The sequence below is a fragment of the Propioniciclava sp. genome (assembly GCF_029977985.1).
GTDB lineage: Bacteria > Actinomycetota > Actinomycetes > Propionibacteriales > Propionibacteriaceae > Propioniciclava.
In genome coordinates this window covers 1-3395 of sequence record NZ_JARKOT010000068.1, presented here as the reverse complement: position 1 = coordinate 3395, position 3395 = coordinate 1, and the positions used below count along the sequence as shown (strand labels likewise).

Annotated in this window: 3 protein-coding genes; 2 read left to right on the top strand and 1 reads right to left on the bottom strand. The window is 71.9% G+C overall.

Going from position 1 to position 3395, the window contains the following annotated elements:
* Positions 1-29 precede the first annotated feature (29 nt).
* A complete protein-coding gene (locus Q1K57_RS04200) occupies positions 30-362 on the bottom strand; it encodes a hypothetical protein (RefSeq protein ID WP_300079321.1) in 333 nt (110 codons plus the stop codon).
* A gap of 70 nt (positions 363-432) precedes the next feature.
* Here Q1K57_RS04200 and Q1K57_RS04195 point away from each other — a divergent pair, with 70 nt between their 5' ends.
* Positions 433-1122, top strand: coding sequence for a TetR family transcriptional regulator (locus Q1K57_RS04195; RefSeq protein WP_300079319.1), 690 nt, complete (start codon positions 433-435; stop codon positions 1120-1122).
* Positions 1123-1274: 152 nt separating this feature from the next.
* Positions 1275-3395 (top strand): DUF2156 domain-containing protein (locus Q1K57_RS04190; RefSeq protein WP_300079316.1); only part of this gene is annotated, 2121 nt, incomplete at its 3' end.

Below are 3395 nucleotides of genomic sequence, written 5' to 3'. Positions count from 1 at the left end.
CTTCATGGCGCGGCCGCCCGGGACGCGGCTCATGATCGGTTCTCCGAACGCCGCCCCGGCCGGTACGCGACGCAGCTGCCGCGCGCCAGACTGCCGAACACGATCGAGACGCCGATCAGGAAGCCGGCGTCGTAGAAGTGGCCGTCGTTGTGCACCTCGTAGATCGACACCGACGCGTTGGCCAGGGACACCAAGAAGGTGACGGGGGCAATCAGCCCGTGCCACAGCCCTTGCCAGAAGCCGGCGGCGCCGGGGTCGGTGGACGCGAGGCCCGGTCCGGCCGCGCAGCCGGCGAGCGTCACGAGGAGTGCGATCCCGCCGGCGGCCAAGAGCCGGACCACGGCTCGGTTGAGCGTCTTCATGCTCGACACCTCCCTAACGTTGTTAGGTTGACGTCTTGAGTGTCGCACCTAACAACGTTAGGGTCAAGTCATGAAGACCCCGCCGGAACAACCGGCCGGCTCAGCTGCGGAGGCGACCGAGGCGCGTACGCCCGTCACCAAGGACCTCCTGTTCCGCCGCGCGCTGGCCATCGTGGACGCCGAGGGCCTTTCCGCCCTGACCATGCGTCGACTGGCGGCCGACCTGGGGGTCGAGGCGGCGTCCCTCTACCACCACGTGCCGAACAAGCAGGCGGTGCTCGACGGGGCAGTTTCGGTCATGCGGGAGGACATGGTGTTCGATGAGCCGATCCCCAGCGACTGGCGTGGCATCTTGGAGATGGTCTTCATGCGCTACCTCGATCTGCTCACGGCTCACCCCAACATGCTGCCGCTGGCGGCACGCCACGTGCCGACCGACCCAGCCGACGGGCTGGTGTACTTGGTCGCAACCGGGCTCAGCGAAGCGGACGCCGTGGCCGCCTGGCAGTCCGTGCTCGCGTTCGTCGTCGGCTGGGCCACCTTCGCCGGGGAGGCGATCACCGGCGACGTCGACTACCTGCCGCCCGGCCTCGCGGAACGGATGAGGCAGTGGGACGCCGCGACCGCTCGACACGCGCTCCGGGCGATGCTCGAGTCCTACGAGGTGACCCCGGCGTCCACTTCCCGGGCCGGCGTCCACTTGCCTCCTCGGGGCCCACTTCCCGCGCCGGCGTCCACTTACCTACCGTTGCAACGTTAGGTAAGTCGCCCTCTGCGAGGGAAGTGGCTGATCGGGCGTCCAGAAGTCAGCGAGGCCGGAGGTGACCGGAGTCCACCGGCATGGTCACACAGCTTTCCCACAGCAGCCCACGGCTACCGTTGCGCGCAGGAGTTCGTCAGGAAGGCCCCACCATGGCGGAGCAGGGACGGGATAGTCGTGTCGGCGCGCGCGCAGCCAGGCTGGCCGGCGTGGCGCGGGACTGGGTGGCATCAGGCCCGGTCAGCACGCTCCTCGCCGCCGGCGTGGTCGCTCTTGCACTCGTGGCCGCGATCACCGGGAGGGACTGGTACGACGCGCTCGCCGCATCGGCCACCACGCCGGGCCGCGTGTGGACCTTGGTCACCAGCTGGTTCTGGTCCCGGACGCCGCTGTCCGCGGTCGAGAACGCGCTTCTCCTGCTCACCGTGGGCGTGGGGGCCGAACGGTTCCTCAAGGCCCGCCGGTACCTCACCGTCGGGCTCGTCACCGCTGCCCTCGGCGTCCTTGTGCTTCAGGCCGCGGACCCTCTCATCGCCGGAGTCGACCAACCGTGGGCCGACCATCTCGCCCGATCTCTCGCGGGCGGGGCCGGCGCGCCGGTCATGGGTGTCGTCGCCGCCGCCAGCGCCCGCCTCGACCCCTTGTGGAAACGCCGGACCCGCACCCTGCTCTTCGCCCTCTCCGCCACCCTCGCCGCATTCGGTGGCGGCGCCGACGACCTCGTCCGGCTCGCGTCCGCCCTCGTCGGGCTGGTGATCGGCCAACTCGCCTGGCGCGACGAGGCACCCGAGCGCTCCCTCGTCGGCACCCGCCACGACGCGCGCACGATCGTCTCCCTCGGCGTCTTCGCCGTCACCCTCGGCACGCTCGTGGCCGCCGTGTCGTCCTACCCCGTCGGCCCGCTCGCCGGTGCCCGCTACGCCCTCGACCCCCAGAGCACCGACGCCGCCACCATCGCCGCCCTCTGCGGCGATCCCGCCACCGCCTACGAATGCGCCCGCGCCACCTACGTCGCCCGCACCCAGGGCATCGGCCCGACCGTGCTCGCCGCCATGCCGATGGTCGTCCAGCTCGTACTCGCCGACGGACTGCGCCTCGGCCGGCGCTCCGCCGCCATCGGGACCGTGGTTCTCCAGCTGCTCGTCGCCACCCTCGCGTTCGCCCACCTCGCTGCCGTCTGGTGGATCGTCAGCCTCTCCAGCGACTCGGCCACCCCCCTCGGCCTCGGCGCGCACGGGACGCCGTCGGCGCGGCTCGTCACCCCCATCCTCCTTCCGCTGGTGCTCGCCGCGACCGTCATCGCCACCCGCCGCCACTTCGCGATCCGCATCGTGCCCGGAACGTTCCGCCGTGTCGCCGCCCTGGCCCTTGCCGCCCTCGCCGTCGGCCTCGCCCTGGTCGTGATCCTCGGTCTCGCGAGCCAGGACGAGTACTCGCCCGAGGCCACCGCCGTCGTCCTCGCCGGCGACTACGGCGTCCGGCTGCTGCCGTCGGCCGCGCTCGCCCTGCTCACGCCCACGCTCGAGCCCAACACCGTGCTGGCCACGATCATCGTCGAATGGACGCCGATCGCCGTCTGGGCGGCCGGGGCACTCGCCCTGTGGAAGGCGCTGCGCGCGGAACCGGCCACCCACCAGGCCGAACGCGCCCGCCTCACCGATCTCGCCCGGCGCACCGGCGCCGGCTCGCTCGGCTGGATGCAGACGTGGCCCGGCAACGACGTCTGGGTCTCCGAGGACGGCCGCAGTGCCGTCGGCTATCGGGCGGGCAGCGGCGTGGCGCTCACCGTGACCGAGCCCGCCGGCGAGACCGCCGACCTGCGCGCCGGCATCATCGGGTTCGCCGACTTCGCCACCGCCCACTCGCTCGTCCCAGCGCTCTACTCGGTGCACGCGGGCGTCGCGAGCCTGGCCCGTGATCTCGGCTGGACCACCGTCCAGGTCGCCGAGGAGGCCGTCATCGACCTGCCCGGCCTCGCCTTCACCGGCAAGAAGTTCCAGGACCTCCGCACGGCTCTGAACCGCGCCGCGAAGGAAGAAGTGAGCGCCGTCTGGACCACCTACCGGACCTGCCCGCAAGGCGTCCGGGAGCAGATCGCGGCCATCTGCGCCGCCTGGCTCGCCGACAAGGAGCTGCCCGAGATGGGCTTCACCCTCGGCGGCCTCGCCGAGATGGACGACGACGACACCCGGCTCCTGCTCGCCGTCGACGCCGAGGGCACCGTGCAGGCCGTCACCTCGTGGATGCCGATCCACCGCGACGGCACGGTCGTC

Bases quoted from the DNA above. Each gene is read 5' to 3' on its own strand.
- Q1K57_RS04195 (WP_300079319.1), top strand. From the start codon at position 433: ATGAAGACCCCGCCGGAACAACCGGCCGGCTCAGCTGCGGAGGCGACC.
- Q1K57_RS04200 (WP_300079321.1), bottom strand. From the start codon at position 362: ATGAAGACGCTCAACCGAGCCGTGGTCCGGCTCTTGGCCGCCGGCGGG.